The sequence below is a fragment of the Kluyvera sp. Awk 3 genome, from assembly GCF_028069715.1.
GTDB lineage: Bacteria > Pseudomonadota > Gammaproteobacteria > Enterobacterales > Enterobacteriaceae > Kluyvera > Kluyvera georgiana_A.
Genome location: NZ_JANEWH010000089.1, coordinates 1 through 20,497, shown reverse-complemented (window position 1 = coordinate 20,497; position 20,497 = coordinate 1). Strand labels below are relative to the sequence as shown.

Annotated in this window: 27 protein-coding genes and 1 pseudogene; 3 read left to right on the top strand and 25 right to left on the bottom strand. The window is 53.5% G+C overall.

The window, feature by feature from the left end; translation table 11 throughout:
• Positions 1 to 139: 139 nt before the first annotated feature.
• From NNN71_RS17100 to NNN71_RS16990, 24 genes and pseudogenes are all read right to left on the bottom strand, one after another.
• Entirely contained in the window at positions 140 to 505 is a 366-nt protein-coding gene (locus tag NNN71_RS17100; RefSeq protein ID WP_271458983.1) for a hypothetical protein, read from the bottom strand.
• 12 nt (positions 506 to 517) lie between these two features.
• A complete protein-coding gene (locus NNN71_RS17095) occupies positions 518 to 2,197 on the bottom strand; it encodes a hypothetical protein (protein ID WP_271458982.1) in 1,680 nt (559 codons plus the stop codon).
• Between the two features lie 2 nt (positions 2,198 to 2,199).
• Positions 2,200 to 2,745 (bottom strand): baseplate complex protein, encoded by a 546-nt coding sequence (locus NNN71_RS17090; RefSeq protein ID WP_104446260.1) that lies wholly within the window; start codon positions 2,743 to 2,745, stop codon positions 2,200 to 2,202.
• A complete protein-coding gene (locus NNN71_RS17085; RefSeq protein WP_271458981.1) occupies positions 2,717 to 3,442 on the bottom strand; it encodes a hypothetical protein in 726 nt (241 codons plus the stop codon). Before NNN71_RS17085 ends, NNN71_RS17090 begins: the two co-directional genes overlap by 29 nt.
• A complete protein-coding gene (locus tag NNN71_RS17080) occupies positions 3,432 to 4,022 on the bottom strand; it encodes a tail fiber assembly protein (protein ID WP_271458980.1) in 591 nt (196 codons plus the stop codon). Before NNN71_RS17080 ends, NNN71_RS17085 begins: the two co-directional genes overlap by 11 nt.
• Positions 4,022 to 5,467, bottom strand: coding sequence for a phage tail-collar fiber domain-containing protein (locus NNN71_RS17075; protein ID WP_271458979.1), 1,446 nt, complete (start codon positions 5,465 to 5,467; stop codon positions 4,022 to 4,024). Before NNN71_RS17075 ends, NNN71_RS17080 begins: the two co-directional genes overlap by 1 nt.
• Before the next feature lie 8 nt (positions 5,468 to 5,475).
• Positions 5,476 to 6,066: a phage tail protein gene (locus tag NNN71_RS17070; protein ID WP_271458978.1), complete on the bottom strand. Its 591-nt coding sequence runs from the start codon at positions 6,064 to 6,066 to the stop codon at positions 5,476 to 5,478.
• A complete protein-coding gene (locus NNN71_RS17065) occupies positions 6,059 to 7,243 on the bottom strand; it encodes a baseplate J/gp47 family protein (RefSeq protein WP_271458977.1) in 1,185 nt (394 codons plus the stop codon). Before NNN71_RS17065 ends, NNN71_RS17070 begins: the two co-directional genes overlap by 8 nt.
• Positions 7,240 to 7,569 (bottom strand): DUF2590 family protein, encoded by a 330-nt coding sequence (locus NNN71_RS17060; RefSeq protein WP_234508305.1) that lies wholly within the window; start codon positions 7,567 to 7,569, stop codon positions 7,240 to 7,242. Before NNN71_RS17060 ends, NNN71_RS17065 begins: the two co-directional genes overlap by 4 nt.
• Positions 7,569 to 9,449, bottom strand: a pseudogene (locus NNN71_RS17055) (phage tail tape measure protein). The gene NNN71_RS17060 and the pseudogene NNN71_RS17055 overlap by 1 nt, the downstream one beginning before the upstream one ends.
• Positions 9,446 to 9,586, bottom strand: coding sequence for a DUF6890 family protein (locus NNN71_RS25290; protein ID WP_442910520.1), 141 nt, complete (start codon positions 9,584 to 9,586; stop codon positions 9,446 to 9,448). The pseudogene NNN71_RS17055 and the gene NNN71_RS25290 overlap by 4 nt, the downstream one beginning before the upstream one ends.
• Positions 9,587 to 9,636: 50 nt before the next feature.
• Positions 9,637 to 9,894: a putative phage tail assembly chaperone gene (locus tag NNN71_RS17050; protein WP_271458976.1), complete on the bottom strand. Its 258-nt coding sequence runs from the start codon at positions 9,892 to 9,894 to the stop codon at positions 9,637 to 9,639.
• The gene (locus tag NNN71_RS17045; RefSeq protein ID WP_271458975.1) at positions 9,881 to 10,069 is read right to left on the bottom strand and encodes a hypothetical protein; all 189 of its coding nucleotides are present in this window, start codon (positions 10,067 to 10,069) and stop codon (positions 9,881 to 9,883) included. Before NNN71_RS17045 ends, NNN71_RS17050 begins: the two co-directional genes overlap by 14 nt.
• The gene (locus tag NNN71_RS17040) at positions 10,041 to 10,373 is read right to left on the bottom strand and encodes a hypothetical protein (RefSeq protein ID WP_271458974.1); all 333 of its coding nucleotides are present in this window, start codon (positions 10,371 to 10,373) and stop codon (positions 10,041 to 10,043) included. Before NNN71_RS17040 ends, NNN71_RS17045 begins: the two co-directional genes overlap by 29 nt.
• Positions 10,373 to 10,714: a M15 family metallopeptidase gene (locus NNN71_RS17035; RefSeq protein WP_271458973.1), complete on the bottom strand. Its 342-nt coding sequence runs from the start codon at positions 10,712 to 10,714 to the stop codon at positions 10,373 to 10,375. The genes NNN71_RS17040 and NNN71_RS17035 overlap by 1 nt, the downstream gene beginning before the upstream one ends.
• On the bottom strand, positions 10,701 to 11,000 hold the full coding sequence (locus NNN71_RS17030) for a phage holin family protein (protein ID WP_064548611.1): 300 nt from the start codon (positions 10,998 to 11,000) through the stop codon (positions 10,701 to 10,703). Before NNN71_RS17030 ends, NNN71_RS17035 begins: the two co-directional genes overlap by 14 nt.
• Positions 11,001 to 11,009: 9 nt before the next feature.
• The gene (locus NNN71_RS17025) at positions 11,010 to 11,465 is read right to left on the bottom strand and encodes a phage protein (RefSeq protein ID WP_271458972.1); all 456 of its coding nucleotides are present in this window, start codon (positions 11,463 to 11,465) and stop codon (positions 11,010 to 11,012) included.
• The gene (locus tag NNN71_RS17020) at positions 11,462 to 12,589 is read right to left on the bottom strand and encodes a DUF2586 domain-containing protein (protein WP_271458971.1); all 1,128 of its coding nucleotides are present in this window, start codon (positions 12,587 to 12,589) and stop codon (positions 11,462 to 11,464) included. The genes NNN71_RS17025 and NNN71_RS17020 overlap by 4 nt, the downstream gene beginning before the upstream one ends.
• A complete protein-coding gene (locus tag NNN71_RS17015) occupies positions 12,586 to 13,293 on the bottom strand; it encodes a hypothetical protein (RefSeq protein WP_271458970.1) in 708 nt (235 codons plus the stop codon). The genes NNN71_RS17020 and NNN71_RS17015 overlap by 4 nt, the downstream gene beginning before the upstream one ends.
• A complete protein-coding gene (locus NNN71_RS17010) occupies positions 13,290 to 13,802 on the bottom strand; it encodes a phage tail protein (protein WP_271458969.1) in 513 nt (170 codons plus the stop codon). The genes NNN71_RS17015 and NNN71_RS17010 overlap by 4 nt, the downstream gene beginning before the upstream one ends.
• Positions 13,799 to 14,251 carry a head completion/stabilization protein gene (locus tag NNN71_RS17005; RefSeq protein WP_271458968.1) on the bottom strand — a complete coding sequence of 151 codons (453 nt, stop codon included), beginning with the start codon at positions 14,249 to 14,251 and terminating at the stop codon, positions 13,799 to 13,801. Before NNN71_RS17005 ends, NNN71_RS17010 begins: the two co-directional genes overlap by 4 nt.
• Positions 14,252 to 14,347: 96 nt before the next feature.
• Positions 14,348 to 15,049, bottom strand: a complete 702-nt coding sequence (gene gpM / locus NNN71_RS17000; protein WP_271458967.1) for a phage terminase small subunit — start codon at positions 15,047 to 15,049, stop codon at positions 14,348 to 14,350.
• A 3-nt stretch (positions 15,050 to 15,052) separates the two neighbouring features.
• On the bottom strand, positions 15,053 to 16,075 hold the full coding sequence (locus NNN71_RS16995; RefSeq protein ID WP_271458966.1) for a phage major capsid protein, P2 family: 1,023 nt from the start codon (positions 16,073 to 16,075) through the stop codon (positions 15,053 to 15,055).
• 60 nt (positions 16,076 to 16,135) lie between these two features.
• On the bottom strand, positions 16,136 to 16,936 hold the full coding sequence (locus NNN71_RS16990) for a GPO family capsid scaffolding protein (protein ID WP_271458965.1): 801 nt from the start codon (positions 16,934 to 16,936) through the stop codon (positions 16,136 to 16,138).
• 162 nt (positions 16,937 to 17,098) lie between these two features.
• Between NNN71_RS16990 and NNN71_RS16985 the strand changes: the two genes are divergently transcribed.
• From NNN71_RS16985 to NNN71_RS16975, 3 genes are read left to right on the top strand one after another with little or no spacing between them, the layout of a single operon-like run.
• Complete coding sequence (locus NNN71_RS16985) at positions 17,099 to 18,874, top strand: terminase large subunit domain-containing protein (RefSeq protein ID WP_271458964.1); 1,776 nt, start codon at positions 17,099 to 17,101, stop codon at positions 18,872 to 18,874.
• On the top strand, positions 18,871 to 19,920 hold the full coding sequence (locus tag NNN71_RS16980; RefSeq protein WP_271458963.1) for a phage portal protein: 1,050 nt from the start codon (positions 18,871 to 18,873) through the stop codon (positions 19,918 to 19,920). Before NNN71_RS16985 ends, NNN71_RS16980 begins: the two co-directional genes overlap by 4 nt.
• Positions 19,917 to 20,240, top strand: a complete 324-nt coding sequence (locus tag NNN71_RS16975) for an ogr/Delta-like zinc finger family protein (protein ID WP_064548589.1) — start codon at positions 19,917 to 19,919, stop codon at positions 20,238 to 20,240. The genes NNN71_RS16980 and NNN71_RS16975 overlap by 4 nt, the downstream gene beginning before the upstream one ends.
• On the opposite strand, the gene NNN71_RS16970 is transcribed toward NNN71_RS16975, so the two are convergent.
• Positions 20,214 to 20,497, bottom strand: a 284-nt coding sequence (locus tag NNN71_RS16970; RefSeq protein ID WP_442910519.1) for a hypothetical protein, incomplete at its 5' end; no start/stop codon positions are given. The genes NNN71_RS16975 and NNN71_RS16970 overlap by 27 nt on opposite strands.

The following is a 20,497-nucleotide window of genomic DNA, read 5'->3' as shown; positions in this document are numbered from 1 at the left end:
TTATTTCAGTTCCTAAAAATCCGGAAACGGCCCTAAAGCCCACTCCACTCCTAGAATCAGGAGGTTTTCTTTCGCCCCCCCTCCAGCGGGGATTGCTCTTACTAAACGCACGTAAAATATATTTTCCCCTTAAATTTCATTAACTTGATGTTTTTCTTAGATCCTCCACAGATCCTTCAAACTGAAAATTACTGAAATTCTTTTCAATCTTTTCAGTTTCGGTTCTCTGTGAAGCCGCCAACACTGGCGCGGGCTGGCGATATGTTTTGAAGAAAAATCCCACTGAAAAATTTTTACGATCCAAAAACCGCAGGCGGGTGCGGTGTAGCGCCGTTTTCGTCGTGGAAAGATTTATTTTGTCACGCTCAGGCGCAGCCAGCGCAGCACGGTGCGCATGATCTATTTCAGGTATCCCGTTGCGTTGTTTTGGCTTGTGAGTGCGGCAGGTTGCGTTCTGTGGGCTGTATGGCGGGCATAAAAAAACCCGCATTACGCGGGCTTTCATTTACGGCGTGGACTACTGGCCAATGACTGGCGAATACTTGCCGTTAAGCTGTTCAGCCTTCTGACTGGCTGCACGTATAGCGCTGGCGTTCTCCGGCGCGCCTGTATTGCTGTGGGTATGGCTGGCCGTTTGTTCTGCCAGCTGCGCCACGACATCCAGAGTATCAAGCATCAGCTGGGCGATGTTCACGCTGCCGGAACCAATCCAGACCACTGGCGCAATAATCTGCTGCTGCACTGCCGCCACGCTTTTGCGAATCGCCCCAATCTGCTCTGTCAGACTGCCGGCAACATTCACAGCCTGATCGCCGGCAATCTTCATTTCAGCATTGCCGCTGACATTGGCCAGCCAGTTTCCCTTCACCGCCTGGCTGTAATTGCCGGTACTGATTTGCACAATAGCGCCAGCCATCAACGTGGCAGCACCCAGAACCGTGGTCTTGTCCGTCGCCTTGATTGTGGTGTCACGGCTTACCAGCTCGCGCGATTCTGTATCGGCTTTGATATTCCTGGCCATTGAAGTTTCAATGATCGCCTGGTCAGTCTGTCGTACCCAATCACCCGCCTGCGTGACACGCTGCGATACTTCCGCGCGCTGCTGCTGCAGCTGCTCCCCCGGTTTCACATCCGGCAGGCTGTTCCCTTCCGGCATGGTCTGGCGGATAAACGGCTTATCTGCCCGGCCTCCGGTAAATCCCACTTCAACCAGCGTCCCTTCTGGCGGAAACTGATACATACCCGAATCATTACCGGCCATCGGCACTGGCAGCGGCACGGCGTTATAAACTGGCGTCCGTTTATCCGGGTTGCCGTCTGCGTCAAGCAGCTGCACATTTACCGCATAGCGCGGGCGGAACGGATCGGCAAAATTACCACTGCTTACCGCTTCCGTTGGTGCCAGCACCCTGGCGAATTTCGGCAGGTGCAGACCTGCAGCCAGCTCCGGGTACTGATTTTCAACCTGGCGCTGCAGCGGGCTTTTTTGCAGCGGTTCCCCCGTGGCTTTGTTGCGCGGCGTCCAGGTAACATCCATCGTGTCGTTATTCAGCTGGATACGCGTCACGCGTTCGCCGTTCATTTCCACGCCCGGCCGCAGACTCTGAACAACCGGCAGTGTCATGGTATTGCCACCGGCCGCGCCCTGGCTGAACTCTGCCGGAATATCCACGGCTTTACCGGCGAATAATGACAACTCCGCGCCACCAACATACAAACCGCCATCCGGCAGCTGATACCAGATGTAATCCGTGATACCAAAGGCTTTGCCCAGATTGCTTAAAAGCTGGTAGCCGGTGCCGCTGTGGGTAAAGTGGGGGATCGGTTTATCTGAATATTCCGCATCCGGCACAGTTACCGTAATGCCGCTGTTCTCTTCCAGCCAGCTGGCCACTTTGCGCAGCGTCGGATGTTGAAACGAACATGGCCACGACTTTTCAAAGACGCCGACCAGCTCACGAACAAACAGACGCTGAAAGCCGTTTTCTGCCGGTTGCGAGCGCTCAACATAGCCGGTGAACCAGCGCAGGATCAGATCGGTGTAACCCACATCGAGGCGCACCAGCCTGCCGGTGTAGTCCTGATTCGTCTGCGCCGTGATAAACCCGCGGCCGCAGCTGTTCAGCTCCAGCACCAGTTTTGCATCGGCAATATGGACTTCATCACTGGATAGATAAAGACGTTTAACGGGTTTCATGCTTACTCCAGCGCATCATTGACCGGCTTAAGCACCTTGCGTTCAAACCACGTCATTTTCTCTTCATCCTCGGCGGCATCCTGTCCGCCCCCTGTTCCCGCTCCGCCAGCAGTCTGTTTTTTGGCAGTAGTTTTGCTGTCTGCCCTTGCCTCTCGTTTTTCCTGGACGCTGATATGTTCAGTCAGCGTAAATGTCACCAGCCAGGCCATTTTCCCATCCTGCTGGGGTGCATCGAGCGATCCCGTAAATGTTGCCTCACGGAAATTAACCGCCCGCGCCATTTCATGGGCTACACGATATTTTTGCCGCTGGCCGCTGCTATCGGTGGCTGTCGCCAGCTCAAATACACGCTTAAGCACATCAGGAGACTTGAACGGAATTTCCCCCGACACTCGCAGCTCTTTGCCTTTTACGCCCTGCTCTGACTTCGTCGTGGCACTGGTCTGGCCGCTCTGGTCTTTATCCTGAAATTGCTGTGTCAGCGTGACGCGCATATTTTTCAGCGGGATAGCTTCACCATTAAGCGCCAGCGTTGTGATCGAGGTCATGAATCATTCCTTTTATCCCGTCGAGGTTATCCCCGACCAGCATCATGGCTGCAGTGTGAACGGCAGATGGCAGCGGAATATCTTTCACCAGTGCCAGCAGACTTGTGGCCAGATCCCCGCTGGCCGTAAATACCCACACCCTGGCTGATTTTGTTTTCAGGTCATCCAGACCGCTGGCAATCTCCTGCATTAACCCGGTACGCAGTTGCACAAAATCATCAAGCTGCTTTGCCAGTGCATCCATATCAACCGGCAGCGCCGCATCTTCTTGTGCTTTTTTCACCGCCGCAGCGGCCAGCGCCGCCCGATTTGTTGGAACCGATAGCGGCATGGCTACCGGCAGACCGCCGCCAGACCCGGCAGGGATCTGCATTTTTTCACTGGCCAGCAGCGCGGCGGATTGCGCCAGGCGTTTCACCTGCGTAAAGGCTGGGGCAGGAAATACATCAACCAGCTGCGTGAGACTGCTCATAAAGTTGTCATGCGACTGGCTGGCCACCATCATGATCACCACGTCAGCAGCTCCGCCAATACCTGCCGCCTTTTCGGCAAGATAAGCCACGGCATTCACCGGGCTTAGATAGGCACCGTTCTCCGTCTGCTGCCCCAGCCCATAAACCCACGGGTGCGCCGGGATAATTGAGCAGTTAACCGCAGCCAGCGAATCAGAAAATGCCAGACGCGCTTCACGCCACATAGTCGCCAATCTCCGGCCAGGTGATATCCGGCGCTGAATCCGTAATAATCGCAGTCACCGCATCAATATAATCAAGCGTGCCATTCACTTTTTGTTTTTCTTCATCGGTTAATACACGCCCCATTAAAAGTTTTGTTTGCAAAACAGAAATGGATTGCTGTGCGGCATTGATTAAATATTCTTTTTGCTCTTCGGCAGCAGAAACAGCGGCTTCATGGGATGCTTTTTCATCCAGCACCCATTTTTTACCGTTCCACACATAAAACTCACCGGGCTTAGGAATATCGGTTGTATTTTCTGGAAGTGCTCCGGGCTTATCAATAAAAACAGGCTTCCCGGTTTCGGTGTTATATACCATTTCCCCCCGGTGATTTTCCTGGATACTCCATTCTTTTTTACCTGAATCAAAAATTGCCACGCTACCATCCGGACACTCTGGCGGTTCAATATCGGTAGAATTCGCGGGTAATCCCGTGAACGGTTGAATATAGGCGTCACTTGCACCAATAAACTCTTTGGTATCCGCGCGCAGATTAAATACTTTAATTAATTGCGCTTTAGCGCTCATTTTAAATGACATTATGCCAGCCTCACTATGTAATTAAATGCGATGTTTTTAACGGTGTTTTCTGCATTGCCCGTTTGCTCAATACTGACAGCATGCCCGTGCGGCCCGATATAAACTGAATGCGCATGTGCACCGATATAAACTGAATGCGCGTGCCAGCCATTTGTTGATGTAGGCAAACCGCTATTCCATGACCCCGTACTGCCGCCTGAAACCGCTTTGGTGTTTGATGTCTGGCTGACGACCTGCTGAAGCACGGCGTGATAGTGATCCCCGCCGCCATCCGTCGATTTCGCACCATAATCAAAGGCATCCGTGGATTTCGCGCCTAAATCAGTGTCTGCCACTTGAGCATCGTGGCCGTGGGCCTTAATGCCGTCCTCCTCGTAGGACAGCACCTCGCGCCCATCCGGGCGACCTTTGATAGTCTGATTGCGCATATCCGGGATGATGCCGTCAGGATAGGCAATGCCGAGCAATGGATACACCAGCGGATCAAACTCCTGCCCCTGCATCAACGCCCACTTTTCTGGCGGTGTATCAGTCGGCCAGGGCTGCGGAATACCAACAGGCAAAACATCATTCACCCCCATAGCAGCCAACTCACCCAGCCCCAGATCATCATTCAGCCCCTTCGGGCGCAGGTCAGTAATATTGCCGTCTGCGTCGATACTGGCCAGCGCGAATACATAGTGATTCTGGCCGTTTTCCTCGTAATCCGTCAGTTCATCCGCAATCGTAATTTTGCATTGAACACCCCAGACGCTGGTCAGCGTTCCAGTCCAGCACACATCCAGCCAGACTTTTGCAGGCGTCTGCACATCAATATTTGCATCACCAGGCAGATCCGCTCGCAAGCCAGCCACATAGCCCGCGCCCTTAGTGACATAAAACTGGCCATCCCGCTGCGCGACCAGCCAGCCATCACCAAAAAATGCCGCATCGCCGTAAAGATCGATATTTTCAAGGCGCTGGCGTTCATCCATTCCAGCCAGGCGGGAAGTGAAATCAATCTGCCATGTCTCTGCTGGCGTCGTGATGGCCGTCGCCGTTTTCGCGCCGCTGTATTCCATCAGCATGGAACGCACCAGCACATTACCCTGCTGCCCGCCAGCATTCTGAATTTTTCGCTGCGTTGGCGCATGAATCACCATGGCCAGTACGCCCGATTCACGATTAATCAGGCCAATCCAGTTAAAATCGAAATCGCCAATATCTGCGCCGATAGTGACCGAATAAATAACTGCATTATCATTAACGACGCCGGATTTACTGACCTCCTGCCGATGAACAATTTTATCAGCAGCGGGCAGTGTTTCATTCACATCAATCGGCTTGTCATAATCCAGCCCCGGAATATAAGCAAAAACAAATTCATCCAGCGTGACAGGGGTATTATTAATTGCCTGCTGCGCTTTCCAGTCCTGAAATGCCTTTGTAATAGCAACCTGTGACATAAAAACCCCTAAACTTTCGCGCTGTATACTTCGCTTGATTTATTATTAATATCGTTGAGGCTGGCGGGGTAACAAATATAATCCCCCTGATACCAGCCAACACCAATTTTTAATGCCTTTGACGTTATAACTTCGAACCGATAACGGCGACATGTACGGCCATATTTGCGGATAATTTCCAGAAGCAGATCGCTATTATCTGCAATCTGGCTATCCGTGACGCGGGCAATAATGACATCCCAATCCTGTCCGTCCTGCCGTTCCAGTAATTCAACCTTACCAATGCCCAGCCGTTCAAATATCGCGATAAATCCAGCGACGGAACCGGCATCACTCGCATTAATAAAGGCGTAGGCCACGCGCTTGCGGAACAGCTCCAGCGGCTCACTATCAAACCGGGTAATATCACGGTCATAGGCCAGCAGGTTCAGAAGTGGTTCCGGGCAGACCAGCGGATCAAACTGATTAACCGGCCAGGTGATCCAGCCGTACACCTCCGCCCAGAATCGGCGCATGACAGCCAGCAGCTTGCCCGGCTCGCCTTTACTCATCCAGAACGGCAGCGCCATCCCGGCCATTTTTTTCAGAAAATCAGTCATTGGCCAGCTCCACCGACAGCGACGCAAGGCGCGGTACATTCAGCCCGCTGGTAATATCTTTCAGCGAAAATTCAACGGAATCCGTCTGCGGAAACTGCCGGTGAATCTCGCGCCCCAGCTGCGAGAAAGAAAACCGCGAATATGGCCACGTTTTTTTCACATCAAAATCCGTGTTTTCCCTGAATGCACAGCGGATCAGGTTTTCCACCCCCGTTTTTAGCGCTGCAGCGTCCTCCGCCGTCATATTGCTAATGCTGGCCACATAAACCGTCACCGCCAGATCGTGACTGGTTTCCGGCATGGCAAAACACTGCAGGTCGTCACCGTGGCCATGATTGCCCTGCGCGTTGATATAGTCATTTACCGAGTCAATGAACGGCGTAGATGCCACGCCCGAATCTAGCAGCAGATAAGCATTGGCCGTTCCCGCGCCGCGCGGGGCATCATGCTCAAAGAAAATGCGATCGATACTTAGCGCAGTAACGGCGGCAATCATTGACCGGTAAACCGCGTCAGTGTGGTAATTCCCTACCAGGTTAAACTGATTGCGGCAGCGCTCGCGTAATTCGTCGTCGCTTTCCTCGTCTGCGCCCGGCTTTGTCAGCCAGTCCTCTTCACTCGCCACCTGGCTGATACCATCAACGGCCACCGGCAGAATGCGGTAATACCCCGGCGCTAAGTTACACGCGCCCCCGGTTTCCGTCGCCTGCACAGCGATTAGCGCGCTGGCCGTGCCAGCCGGGATCACGACATCGGCCACCGTGGCCAGCACGTACACTTTCCCGTTAATTCGCTCTGTCTGCACCAGCGTCCCGGCCTTGACCGTTGTCGCCGTTTTGGCGTCGGACTTGATAAAGCGGATCACACCTTCGGCCGCGCTGGCGGGCTTTGCCGTCACGTTCACCGCCCAGGCCAGCAAACGCAGCAGCGCGCCGCCTGCCGTGGCAACAAACATATTCGTCAGCACCACCGCCACCAGAGCATCTTTCAGCCACATCACTGGTGCCGTCACAATCGCGGTAATCAAACGCCAGAAAGGTGACATGCGGGATGTATTCGTTACCATCCCTTCATCGGCCACGATGGCATTAAAGCGGGCTTTCACTTCATCTTCCGTCACCGGCATTCCGCTGGTTTTCAGAACCTCTTCAAAATCTACCTGCGGCTTTTCCGTCATAAATCCACCCGTGAAGAAATGCTGCCAAAATCGTAAGTACTGGCCGTTACCCAAAGCCGCGCCTGGCTTTCTTCACTAATCGCCGCCGTTCCCGGCACAATGCGTTCATCACTTTCAATCAGTAATTCCAGCTGGGTAAAAATATCCGCGCGCATCGTCGGGCTTCGTTCCGCAATTAATTGCGTCACCAGACCGCTTTCCAGAATGGAATGAACAATATCCTGCCCAATGCTTTTTCGGTTGTTGCACAATTCCGGTTCATTACCGGCATTAAGAACAAAATCACCGTTTTCAATAAGCAGATCGATATAAAGTAATTCACTCATTAATTCAGCTCCTGCCATTCCATTAGTTGTCCCGGCGTCATTGCCTCTTTAGTATGGAAATGCACTTCCCCGATTTTGCGGCTGTTATCCGTCACCGCTTTTGAATTACTGCTGATTGTTTTATTGATTCCACCCGGTTCAATGCCTTTTAAATCACTGCCCGTTGAAAGCGTATTAGTTAACGGTGAGGCGTTATCGCCTGCCGTTGAAATATTCACGCCGGGAATTTTATTTAGTTTTTCAACAATCCAGTTCCACGATTGCAGAAAACCGCCTTTAATGGTCTGCCAGACATTGTCGAATAACGACACAATACCGCTGGCCATTCCGCTTAATGCCTGAACAGGTGAAAAGCCGGTCAGCATCGCAACAAAGTTATTCCAGCCATTAGTGATAAATTTCCAGGCAGTATCCCAATGCTTAACCAGCAGATAAACACCTGCCGCCAGCGCCGCGATGGCACCAATAACCAGCAAAATAGGCCAGCTCATGAAGTTGATCGCAATGCCGGACATCATCGCCGCCATTCGCACGGCAAGCAGCACACCACGCAGCGCGGCTAATGAGGCATTCCAGACAATAACGGCTTTTTGCGCCGTCCAGAGAACAGCGGTATAAATCAGCGTGACTGACGACAACATACGCCAGACACCTGCCAGCCCCAGCATGATGAACTTGGACACTCCCATGACAATGTTTACCGTTGCCCCGACTGCGGCAAAGCTCAGCAATGCCATTGCGGCGAACCCCACCACACGGGCAATGTTGGGAAACATCTGCATCTAGCGGGCGAACGTCTGCCCCATATCCGCCAGGCGGTTCAGCACCGGATAAAGCACCGGGATCAGCGTCAGGCCAATCACGGTTTTAATCGCGGTCAGGATGGCCACAAAGCGATCCCACGGCTTCACCATCTTGCTGGCCATTTCCTGGGTACGTTTCAGCCCATCAGCGCCGCCCAGTTCCGTGATATTCCGCTGCAGCACGGCCACATTGCCATATAGATGCTTAACCACCGCCGAACTATCGCCAAACGCGGCATCAAGCTCCGCCTGTGCTTTCAGGTTTCCTTCCAGGCTCTTGCCGTATTTGCCCTGCAGCTTGATCAGCATTTCAGGCATGGACAGCATTTTGCCGGTGGAGTCCGTGAACGACAGCCCCAGCTTTTTAGCGCCATCGAGCGCGCCAGTCATAAAGCCCTCGTATGCGCTGCTGGCTTCCGTTCCCAGCGTCCTGTTTAGCTGCCCCAGCACGGCCAGCTGTTCATCCAGCCCGACGCCGTAGTTAGTACCCACGCCGCGCGCGCCTTCCATCAAATCTTTGATAGTGGACATTTCCGCGCCAAAGGTTTTGCGCATATACACCATCTTGCCCGCCAGTTGTTCCGCAAACTGGACTTTGCCCAGGCGTTCCGCATCGGCGGAGAAGTTGCCAAACATCTGCCCCATAAACTCCGCCGTATCGGCGGCAGTCGATTTAAGAGCAAAGGCCAGGGTATTGGCGACTTTCGTCACTTTCGGCAGCTCCTGCCCCGTCAGGCCTGCGATCGACGCGTTTATACTTTCCGTGGACTGAACAAACGCTACCGCGCTGGAGCCGTAGGTCGTGCTGAATGCCAGGGCATCACGCTGCACCGTTTTCAGCGCACCATCATCAATGCCTTTTGCCGATGCATCGCTGATCGCATCAAACATTTCGATGGCAGGCGACAGCGCGCCCTTAATGGCCATACCGACACCGACCAGCCCCAGCACACCGCCGCCAATCTGCTTAAATGCCGCATTGGATTTTTCAGCAAAGCCCGTGACATTACCCTGCACCTGTTTTAAAGGACGCGATAATTTGTCAATCAGGCTTAATGTAAAATCTAACTGTTTCATACAGTACCTTTAAATGCGGTATTAATTCCGTTGGCTATGGCAATAGACATATTTTCCCAATAACGATTATCCAGCCAGATAGCGGCGGCTATATCATCAACAGAATTTTCACCCTGCGGTAAATAATGGCGACGCAAAATTAAATATTGTTCGAGTCCGTTACCTTCAATTCCACGAACCCGCTTACTTAGTTTTTTACTTCAATTTCCAGTTCAGGCGCGTAAATCTCATTTACCTTTACAGCAAGCTGAAGTGCAGCGCCCGGACGTTTTAAAATTTCCGCCAGTGCTTCTTTACTTTCTGCCGCAACAATACGATTAAGGTAGTTATGCGCAGGCGATACTTTGTTATCCATCGCCATTTCGTTAATAAATTTGTTGTAGGCGGTCTGGTTCGGTTCAAAGACAATATCCACACCACAAACAGCCAGTTTAATTTTTTCCATTTAATAAATTCTCTCGTAGATTAATTTCATCGACTAACTGGTTATGACGCGCAGCACACTGCCCGTATATATCCAGATAAATAATTAACAGCTCTGCAGCGTCACGCCCCGTGGTTCCGGTCAGGCGAGGCAGCTGCGCGGTGCACTTAGTTTTCAGGTTTTCCTGATAACGCACGTTCGGTACTGGCGGCGGCGTCGTTGTACATGCTGACAAACTCAGCAGACAGACAAACGTTAGTAAATACCGGCTTAACCACTTCGGTGCGAATTTCACGCGGTGGCGCATTTTTCAAAGCCTCCAGCTGGTTTTCCAGTTTTCGCCCGGAATCGCTGGCCGCGTCCGCCAGCTGCTTGCCGGTGGCGGTGGCCGTCTTGCTAATGGCCAGATCGATACTGTCACGGTGCCAGGTGGCCACCTTCCAGCCACAGGCAAACGCCAGCACGCAGAGGATTGCAGCGAGCACGGCCACACGGTTCATCAGCGCACCCCGTTATGTTCCAGGCTAAAGTGATTGCCGTCAGGGTTGGATTTAAAGCGCCCGCCCCAGCTGCCGCCGATTGACTCCCAGTATTCACCCAATGGCCGGTAATCCTCGGTGCGGGTCATATACTGGCCGTTAATGAACAGATTGAAGTCGACGGCCAGACGCTGGGTGTGCAGGCTGTTCGAAATACCGCTGCCCTTTTTCGCATTCAGCGCGGCCTGCTCCGGCGTTCGGTAGGCTTCACCAAATGTCAGGCGATAGCCTTTTTCTTCCGCCCAGTGGATCAAATTGCCAATCATTACCGTAAACAGCTGCTGTTTTTCACTTAACGTCATTTTCACCGCTCCCTTTCTTTCCTGCCGCCCTGCGGCGGAGATAAATTTCTACGGACTGATAACCGGCAATAGCCAGAATCGTACCTAAGCTGTTAACCGCTAAAGGGCTGGCATCGGGTATCTGAAACAGCACAGCGCCCGCGGCCGTCGAGACCAGACCACCCAGGATCAGGCGACCAAAGAACAAGCGCGGCGTAATAACGTCATCGCTGGTCAATAGTTTCCCGAGTGCGACCATCAGGCCGATAGCAATAAGGGTGTAAAGGCTCTTTTCATGTTCCTGCATCCCTGCCCCTTAACCGATCAGGTTTTCAGTGGCTTCCGCTTCCAGATACGGGACGCCGTTGATATTCACGAATTTCGGACTGGTCACGAAATACTTAATTTTGTGCGTGGTGACGCTGCCGCCCTTCGGATCGATATCCAGCAGATTGGACAGCTGCAGCTTATTGCCGAACGTTTCCACCTTGATTTCCTCACTGCCAGCTTTGGCGTAAAAGAGGAAATCAACCGGCGCAATACCGCGCCACGAACCGGCCGCGCGGGCTTTTGCCGTCAGCACCTGCAGCACCTTAGTGCTGACTTCAATTTCACCTTCCGCCGCCACGTCGCCATCAGTGAAGCCATCAGGCACACCACGGGTCTGCGCTGCAGCGGTGTTATCCGTGATATCGAGAGAAATTTTCTCGATATGGATAAGATCGCCGTCCAGATAGCTGTCAAACGACTGACCGGAAATACGTTTGCTCATGCGGTAGCCTCCAGGCTGGCATCCATCATCAGGTTGATAGTGATCTGCAGCGGCACTTCATACGTGCGCACAACAATGTAAATCTCCACCGTCTTTTTACTCTTCCAGACAATGGTCACATCCCCATCCTGCGGCGGTTTCACTTCGCCAGGGAATTGCACACCGTTAATGTTTACTGCGGTGGACATCTCACGCAGCGGCTTCATGAACAGTGACTGATTGGCCTCAATACTGCCCGGCGTACTGTTCAGCGCACGATTTCCAATCTTGCTGATAGCCAGCAGGCGGATACGGCGCGCGGCTTTATCGGCAATGCGCAGCGTTTCGATGGATTGATAATCCCCGCCTTCAACGTCCAAGGTGCGGCCATCAGCCCAATAGAACCCGTCGTAATCCGGATACCACATCGGCACACTAAAGCGCTGCGCTTCCAGCGCCTGCAGCGTGGACAGCTCCAGTACTTCCCCCGCGCCATCCAGTGGCATTTCATCGCAGCCCAGGCTCACCAGCGCGCCTGTTTGCACCCGCGCCGGACTATCGGCAATGGTGACAGCGCGATTACAAAGGCGGCCAGCCAGCACTGCGGGATCGTTACCCCACAGACGTGGAACCAGCTGAATGGCCTTTTCTGCAATACCGTCCTGCAGCGTGGACATGCGCACCAGGTAATCCGCCTGCGCTTCATCTTCCTGCATACCCTGGGTGGCCAGGATGAACCATACCCAGCGGCCAAGTTTCGAAATCAGTTCAGATCGCAGGGCAATTGCCTGGTTAATGGGGGCTTTCGTCGAAACATCATCAGACAGCAGCACCCCTTCAACTGAGCACGAAACCTGCGCAGCCCTCACAGCTTCCACCCAGGCATCCGGCCCGGCATCAGCGGCAAGTACATGAACAAACCCCCACCAGTTCTGGCCAGCGTTCGCCATCGCCGCCATCACATCACTCTTCAGCTGGCTATCACTTTCTCCCAGCAGCTTGTCAAAATCGCTCTGGTTATTTACCGGCAATGTTTTGCCTACGTTCACGGTGCCTTTCCCGACAAACAGCACACAGCGTTCAACTTCATTAGTCTCGCCCTGCAGCTGGTTAATCTGGTTAACACCGGCATTTGGCCAGGTCATGTTTTCCCCTTAATATCCTGCGCGTTCACGTTCCAGCCGTAGCCTATGGACTGCAGCTGCCGCGCCAGCGCTTTGTTAAATTCATCATCTGACATCCCGAGGAACACACGGGCAGGCAGATCGATTGTCCAGCTGGTTTTCACCGCTTTACCGTTCAGCTTCCTGATTAGAAGCCCAGCCTGGTCATAAGGCATTGAGGCGGTTATTTCGCCAAGGGTTGGCTTTTTCCAGCGCTTCCCCCTGCGCACCTGATACCCCAGCGCGCGCAATTTCTTTGCCTGCGCGACCGTCGCCAGTTTTCCCGGCTTGCCTTTCTGCGACTGGCTGGCGCGATTTACCCGCACATGCATCCCATTTTGTTGGGCATAGCCCACGGTGCCAGCGGGTACAGGTTTTTCCCCGTTCCGGTAGCCTCCACCCTGCAGGTAGATTCTTACCGCCTGCATTTCCGGCATTTCTCGGATGTGCAGCAGCTTCGGCATATTGCGCAGCATCTTCCCTTTGCGCTTTGTCTTACGCCCCGGCCACGCAGTACCATCCGGCGCGGCCTGATTGCGCACATTGCGCTTTGCAGCGGCGATAACGCCATATTTGGCCATTCGCCACAGCAGGCGCTGGCGCTTGCGCGGCGGCAGTTCCATGTTCGCCAGCGCCTTGCGCAGCTCTGCCAGCTGCGTTTTATTCAGCTCGCCGCCCGCTATCATTCCGGTTCACCGAGTGGCGCACCGGCCTGATCCACGGCGTAAATATTGCCAGTGACTGCCGTCCAGATTTCTGTGCTGACCAGTGACCAGCGTTTACCCTCCCACGGAATAACGCCGTTTTCGTCCTCACGTATCACCAGCTCTTCCGCCATTGGCACGGTAAGCACGATAGTGGCCGTTTCTTCGTCCTCCACCGTGACATCCCACTGCGGATCGGTTTCCGTTATCCCGACATCATCAAACAGGTCACGATCGGCCTCGTTCAGCCACACGGCCATCAGCGCCATCAGCAGTTGCGGCGCGCACAGCCGATACGGGAAACGCTCCCAACTCAGCACCGCGTCATAACGGATTACCGCCAGGCGGTACTGCTCCAGCCCCAAATCCTTTGCGGCCGGTATGAATTCCATTTCATCCAGCACACTGTCAAAGCGCTGCATCGCGCGCTCTGGCACGTTCTGCTGAAAAAATGCGGTCAGGCTTTCAAGCTGCGTTTGTGTCTCGCTCATACCTTTTTCACCGTTGCCCGTTTAAGCCCTTTCATGCGACGGATCACCACCGAGGATTCCGCCAGCAGCCCGGCGCGGGTTTCCTGGCTTTCCTGCCCCGGATGGCTATCACGCCGCCCCACCGTGGCAAATTCGCCCATTAAATCCGCTTTTCCCCTGGCAAATACCGCTTTGGTGTACTGTGCGCACAGGCCATTCATCCCGGCCATTGTTACCCCTGGCACATCTGCCGCCAGGGTGTACCCCTTCGCGCGCCAGCTGGCTTCCACGTTCTCCAGCTCCGCATTCACCTCCACAGCGGCAGCAAGTAGTGCCTGTGCGACAGTGGCGGCATCAATATCAACCGGCAGCGCCCGCTGCGCCTGAAAATCCTTTAGATTCAGGTCTGGCCAAAAGCCGTTATTCGTCAGCGGTTCATCCTGGTAATCCAGCGGCTTGCCACTAAACATAAATCCCCCGAAAAAGGCGGGCTGGCCGGTTTCCACGGCGCAGATGCACGGTCTGTGCGCTGCCCTCCACCGCGCCCGCCTGGCTTGCGGTAGTCGTTAACCCTGCGTCAATTTGCGCAGACGTGCGGCAATGGTCTGCCGGGCGGTTTTCACGCTAATTTTGAAATAATGCTTTTCAGCAATAGCCAGCAGTTGATCGGCTTTTTCCAGCGTTTCCACATCGTCCACCCCTGCAGCCGTTTTCCGCCCATCTTCCCCGCGCAGCAGCTCCAGCCCGGCGAATTTGAACCACTTAGCGGTGATCTGCTCGTGCAGCCGCCAGGTGTTTGCCACGCGGTCAAAGGTGCGCGAGAAATACGGCTCAATACTTTCCCCGCGTCCGGCAGATTCCTCCGCCCAGGCCAGCATCGTATCGGCCACAAACGTAGGGAAATTGCTGCGCAGCCGCTCCGGCGTGGCCTGCTGCTGGCTGATTGCGATATCAGCCCAATCCAGCGCCTTTTCCAGCTCGCCTACGTCAAACAGCCAGATCACGCACCAGGCCAGTATCGGGTTGGCGTAGTTCTCCCCGCTGGCCAGATAGGCTTCCACGGTAGGCATCCAGCGCGGCAGCAGCACATCACGCTTTAACACGACACGATCGGCGATCAGCGGCAGGCTTCGGGCCAGCGCCACATCTTTTTCAAGTGCGGCAATCAGTACGTGCATACTTTCGCGGCTGTCCACTGCCTGGCTTTGTTTCAGGCGCTGTTCCGTGGCGATGCGCTGGCTGTGCCGTTGCGCGGGTGAAAGTGCCATTTATCAGCCCTCCGGTTGCTCTGTGACGGTGCCGATTGTTACCGCGCTTTCATCAATCGCGGCGTACAACTCCGGCTCTTCAACCGCATAGCCTTCGTTGCGCAGGTATTTGTTTTCGTACTGCTTGCGGTCTTCAACAAACTCCGCTTTACGCTGGCGCGTATTACGTTGGGTGTAGATATGCAGGTTACTCAGCGGCGTAACCACCATACGTTTGCCCGGCATGAACGGCGGAATAATGGCCTTACGGCCTGCAATAGTGCTGCCCAACATCTGCGCCGCAATTTTCTCAGACGGGCGATCTGCTGCCTGATACAGTCGGTACTGCTCCGCTGCCACCAGGTCAGCACCAACCAACACCACCAGACGCGGGTCATTGCGATACTGCGCCGGGATTTTGGTGTTAATCAGATCGGACGCCATCGCATCAAGTCCGCGATAATCGCCGTTATCGTCGAGCACAACCGGATCGGTCATAATCTGATTGCCGCCGTTGAAGGACTTCATGCGGGCATGCCAGCCAATATTCACATCCTCACCCATCGGGTTAGCTACCGGGTCAGTGGTTTTGGCCACGCTGGTACCGTTGAAGCCGATGCGCAGCATATCCAGCGCAAACGCCTGATTAGAGAAGGTCTGCACCAGATTGAAAAACTCGTTTTCCTCGCGCCCGGCGTTAGCCCAGACTGACAACAAATCCCAGCGCAGCGCGGCGCAACTGTCCGTTTCAACCAGCTTATAGTCGTTACCATCCACACCGACACGACGCATAAAACGCCCGTCTTCATTACGCCCGGTATGCAGTGCGGAAGAACCCACGGAAATCACCTGGCCAGACAGCTGATCCACATCGGCGCAGGTAATCATGTTCAGAAACTCGACAGCCTCCAGCAGCGCCAGACGAAGGCTGGTTTCCTGCGGGTCAGTCAGCGAAAAATAAAGGCTCGCATCTTCCTGGCCGTAACTGTCAGCCAGCCCGGAGCAATATTGCTTCATCAGGGTTCGTGCACGTTGATTTAAAAACATAAAACTCCCTCGCTATAACGCGATAAATTAGTTAATCGTTAAGATGTTAAGCGTGGCGAATTAAATATATTTAAACTTACCCGCTTTCCCCGGAATGTTACGCCCTTTATTCACAGCGGGCTTTTTATCCAGCGCGCTAAAACGCTTAACAATTTCGTCCGCATTATCGCGAATAGTAGAAAACGCTTCTGTATCTACCACTTCGGAAATAGTTTCTACATCTTCCGATACTGAATTAAGCTGGGTCTCAATTTTGGCCACGCGGCCTTCAAGCTCATTAAGAGCGCTAGCCAGTGCCTGAAGTTTATCGTCACTCGCTGGCGCATCTTCCTGCGGCGTTTCATCTTCAAACTTCGGCTTAATACCAAACAATTTCTGCCAGTTCTTCATCTTCTCTTCCTGTTTAATTTTGCCATCATGGGAAATTACACAACTGTAATATCCCCGTTTCGATAATTTGCGCCGCGTGCTAAAGCGCAGCCGTGTAGTGCCAACACTGGCGGGTGTATCAGTCACCGCCAGCCCCTTCAGGTATGTACGCCCGCTGCCGCGCCAGTTCTCTTCCGGTTCGATAGAGAAGAAAAGCAGCTGATCTTCATGATTGGCAAAAATCAGGCGCATATTCGGGCAAAGGCTTACATATAATCGCGCCAGCCCATCATCACCATCGTGCCAGGTGGCTTCCAGCACCTCACCAAAATTGCCGCAATCATCTTCATGCTCCGGCCAGATTAATGCGACATAGTGGCTATAGTCATAGGTTTCCCCCATATCAATAATCCACTGTCGCTTAATATCCCGACCATCGACGGTATCCCCTTCGGTAGCAACACACAGCCAGTCAGTTTTTAAATGAGACATATCCCCCCTTCGCGTTCTCACTGACGCTGCAAATAAATTATTGCTAATTAAACCCGGCAGCGCATTACGCTTTATTCTGTTCAATTCGGATATAAGCCATTACCGAACAGGCACGAATTAACCGCGCCGTTTTTTATCGCTGGCCACGGCATAATTAAATCTATGGCTAAATACTCAGAAGAACTAAAAGGCGTTGCGCGCGCTCTTTACCTGCGCCGCTATACGCCAAAGGAAATTGCATCAGAATTAAATCTGCCGAATACGCGGATCGTTTACTACTGGGCAGAAAAAAACGGCTGGGCTAATTTACTCAGCCATGAAAGCACAGAAGAAGCAATTGAACGCCGTTACCAGCTGCTTGCCAGCCGCGACAATAAAACCGATCTCGACCTGAAAGAAATGGATTTGCTGATTGCCCATGCCACAAAACTGCGCGCACAAAGCAATAAACATAAAGAGAAGATGGCCAGCGGCCAGGGGAACGGGCAAGCAGCTGCAGCGCGCGACGGTGGAGACGACGAACCACGCAGTAAACGCAAATACAAGAAAAACGATATTTCATCACTCACCCAGGACGACTTTGACACCTGGGCAGACGAGCATCTTTTTGGTTATCAGAAGCACCTGCGCCAGAACATTGGCCAGGCGGTGCGCAATATTCTGAAAAGCCGCCAGATCGGCGCGACCTGGTACTTTGCATTTGAAGCGTTTGAAAATGCGGTCATGACCGGCGATCCGCAAATCTTCCTTTCCGCATCAAAAGCACAGGCGGAGGTTTTCCGCTCTTACATCGTCAACATTGCAGAGCAGTATTTTGGCATCACACTGACCGGCAACCCGATCCGCTTAAGCAACGGTGCAGAGCTGCGTTTTCTTTCCACCAACAAAAACACCGCGCAGTCATACAGCGGCCATTTGTACTGTGATGAATATTTCTGGGTACCGAACTTTGCGCGCCTGAACGAAGTGGCCAGCGCAATGGCCACTCACGACAAATGGCGCACCACCTACTTTTCCACGCCGTCCGCCAAAACGCACCAGGCATACCCATTCTGGACAGGTGAAGAGTGGAAGCAAGGCAGCAAGAAACGCAGCGCCATCAAATTTCCATTATTCGATGAAATGCGCAACGGTGGCCGACTCTGCCCGGATGGCCAGTGGCGCTACATCATCACGATGGAGGACGCGATCGCCGGTGGCTTCAACCTCGCCAACATTGAGAAGCTGCGGAACCGGTACAACGAAACCACGTTCAACATGCTCTATATGTGCGTGTTCGTGGACAGCAAAGATTCTGTTTTCAGCTTCTCCGACCTGGAAGCCTGCGGCGTTGAAATTGAGACCTGGCAGGATCATGACCCGGACGCAGCGCGGCCGTTCGGCAATCGCCCCGTATGGGGTGGCTTTGACCCGGCGCGCAGCGGTGATTTGTCCTGTTTCGTGATAATCGCCCCGCCTGAACTGGCCGTGGAGAAGTTCCGCGTACTGGCGGTATTCAACTGGAAGGGCATGAACTTCCGCTGGCAGGCAAAGCAGATCGAAACCCTGTTCAAAAAATACAACTTCACCTACTTAGGCGTCGACGTGACCGGCATCGGCCAGGGTGTTTTTGACAATATCCAGCACTTTGCCATGCGCGTGGCCGTTCCGATCCGCTACGACCTGAACACCAAAAACCAGCTGGTACTGAAAGCCGCTGACGTGGTCGAAAGCCAGCGTATCGAGTGGGATAAAAACCTGAAAGAGATCCCGGCCAGTTTTATGTCCATTCGACGTACCACCACACAAAGCGGCAATGCAATGACCTTTGTCGCAGACCGTAGCCCTGAAACTGGCCATGCGGAATCCTTCTGGGCGATTACTCACGCCCTGCACAACGAACCGCTGAACTATGAAAACAAACCAAAATCCCGCTGGGGAGTGAAGAAGGCAGCATGAAGAAAAAGAAATTTGTGAAACGCGGGCAGCGCGCCCAGCAGTCAAAGAAAATGAGCATTATCTCTTTCGGCAAGCCGGAACCGGTACTGACTACCGGCACGGATTACCGGGATATCTGGTACGACAATGGCGCCGACCATTTCACGCAGCCTATTGACCGCCTGGCGCTGGCACAGCTGATTAACCTCAACGGCCAGCACGGCGGCATCATCCACGCCCGCAAAAATATGATTATGTCCGATTATTTGGGCGGCGGTCTGACACACGACGAACTGGAAGCGGCGACCTTTGATTTTCTGACCTTTGGCGACGTGGCGATCGCAAAAGTGCGCAACGGCTGGGGAGACGTGATCGGGCTGGAAGCGCTGCCCGGCCTTTACCTGCGCCGCCGTAAGGTTCGCAATGACGATCGCAACGTGCCAGGAGATTACGTGGTACTGCAGGAAGGTGAACCACTGATTTACCCGGAAGAGGACATTATTTTTATCAAGATGTACGACCCGCAGCAGCACATTTACGGCCTGCCGGACTACATCGGCGGCGTACACTCTGCGCTGCTGAACAGTGAGGCCGTCATTTTCCGCCGTCGCTACTACCACAACGGCGCACATACTGGCGGCATTCTGTATACGCGTGACCCCAGCATGACCGACGAAATGGAAGAGGAAATTGAACAGCAGCTGCGCGACAGCAAAGGGATCGGTAATTTCTCCACCATCCTGGTGAATATCCCTGGCGGAGAAGGTGACGCCATCAAATTCATCGAAATGGGCGATATTTCGGCCAAAGATGAATTTGCCAGCGTGAAGAACATCAGCGCGCAGGACATACTGAACGCCCACCGCTTCCCGGCCGGGCTGGCGGGTATCGTTCCGCAGAATACTGCCGGGCTGGGCGACCCGGAAAAGGTCGAACGCACATACAAAAAAAACGAGGTACGCCCCCTACAGCGCCGTCTGGCGATGTCGGTGAACAGCGATCCCGAAGTTCCGCCGCGCCTACATCTAAATTTTGCAGATGAATCAACTGATAAGGGTGCAGCATGAGGCGAAACAGGCTAAAATCCAGGCATATTTTGACGGCCGGAGAATGGAACATGCGCGTACTGAAAATTGAATGCCCGGAATGTGGCGCAAAAGCCGTAATCCGTAAAACCAACCGGAAACACCGGCAGATAGCGGATATCTATTGCGCCTGTTCAGATGTGGAGTGTGGGCATACCTTTGTTATGAATTTGACGTTCTCCCACACTCTTAGCCCCAGCGCTAAAACGGGCGACGCTCTGGTTCAGCAGCTGCTTAACTCGCTTTCCCCGAACCAAAAGCAAATGGCACTGGACTTACTTAAAGCCGCACCCGCCGCGTGAAACGCCCCCGCTCTGGGGGCTTTTTTCATAATAGGCATCCAGCTTATTTTGCAGATCGGCCGTCAGTTCTCCCAGCCATTCCAGCGCGACATCTTTTTCATCACCAGAGCAGCCGCCCCTTGATACCAATTTGGTGAATAAGGCGATACGCCGCAGCGCTATCGATTCAAACAATAAATCCTGCACAAGCATCCTCCCACGCAACAACTGTATGTTTATACAGTATACATTTAAGCACGTAATGTGAAATGTAATTT